This window comes from Mesorhizobium sp. M7A.F.Ca.CA.001.10.2.1 (genome assembly GCF_003998575.1).
Lineage (GTDB): Bacteria > Pseudomonadota > Alphaproteobacteria > Rhizobiales > Rhizobiaceae > Mesorhizobium.
In genome coordinates, this window is the sequence record NZ_RZQY01001031.1 from 1 (window position 1) to 1,359 (window position 1,359).

A 1,359-nucleotide genomic window follows, 5' to 3' on the forward strand; every position below is an offset into this window, starting at 1 on the left:
GGGTGGTGGCGGTTCTTCAGGAAGCTGGTGAGACATATCATGGCAACACGACCAATCAGCCCGCAGGATCATGAGCGCATCGCAACCACGATCCGCGCCGCCGAGGAGAAAACCGACGGCGAGATCTACTGCGTCGTGGCGCATGCCAGCGACGGCTATTTCTTCCCGGCCGCCTTCATGGCGACCGTGTGCATGCTGATCGTCAGCCTGGCGGTCGGCTACGGTCTGGAGGCCTGGTGGCTGTCGATCCGGCTGCCGCATTTCGTCCTCGCCCAGCTCCTGGCGCTTGCCTGCGTGCTGGCCTTGTTGTGGGCGCTGCCCGGCCTGCGCATCCATCTGGTGCCGAGGCGGCTGCGCTACCAGGCGGCGCACGCCAACGCGAGCAAGCAGTTCCTTGCCCGCAACGTCCACCGCACCACGGCGCGCACCGGCGTGCTGGTCTTCGTCTCGATCGCTGAACGCTACGCCGAAGTGGTTGCCGATTCGGGCATCGACGCCAAGGTCGGCCAGCATGTCTGGGACGGTGTCGTGCGCGACCTTACCGCGCATGCCGGCGACGACCGGCTTGCCGACGGCTTCGTCAAGGCGATCGAGCAGGTGGGTGCGGTGCTGGCCGAGCATTTCCCGGTCACGGTGGGCGACAGCAACGAACTTGACGACCATCTCGTCGAAATCTGAAAGCCCGCCTGCAAACGCTACTCAGCCGGACGCCTGACGCGGTTTTCTGCGCTTCCGGCTTTCGCCGACCGAAGCACTCACTCATAAGCGGCCTTGGCAGGCAGGCTTCGGCCGGCGTAGGCCGGTGCTCACGTGCAAAACAACGCTCCTCTCCGGTTCTCGAAGGCCACGCCATCCGCCTCGGCTGAGCGCGTTTTCAAGCAGGCTTTGCCTGATCTCATCAGTGCCATGATCGCCTGTGAGAAAGCAGCCGGCGGGCCGCCGGGACTCTTGCAATCGGGCGATGCGGGTTTATGGTTAACAAATCATGAATACGCTGACGATCGACATCCGGAAAGCCGACCCGCGCGATGCCAGTGCCATCGCCGAGGTGCATCTGGAGGCCTGGCGCGGCGCCTATTCCGGCATCATTCCGCACCGCACCCTGACATCGATGATCAACCGTCGAGGTGCCGACTGGTGGGCGAATGCGATTCGCCGCGCCGCCACTGTTCTGGTGGTCGAGATCGGCGGAAAGATCGCCGGCTATGCGACGATCGGCAAGAACCGCGCCCGTGAACTCAGGCAGCAAGGCGAAATCTACGAATTGTACCTGCGGCCGGAATATCAGGGCATCGGGCTCGGCAGCCGCCTGTTTTCGGCAGCCAAGGCGCGGTTGGCCGATCACGGGCTGAAAGGCAT

The 1,359-nt window shown here is 64.1% G+C and carries 2 protein-coding genes; both read left to right on the top strand.

Annotated elements, in window-relative coordinates; genetic code table 11:
- Nucleotides 1–39 precede the first annotated feature (39 nt).
- The gene (locus tag EN964_RS34735) at nt 40–678 is read left to right on the top strand and encodes a TPM domain-containing protein (protein ID WP_127271483.1); all 639 of its coding nucleotides are present in this window, start codon (nt 40–42) and stop codon (nt 676–678) included.
- A gap of 307 nt (nt 679–985) precedes the next feature.
- Nucleotides 986–1,359, top strand: a 374-nt coding sequence (locus EN964_RS34740) for a GNAT family N-acetyltransferase (protein WP_127277449.1), incomplete at its 3' end; no start/stop codon positions are given.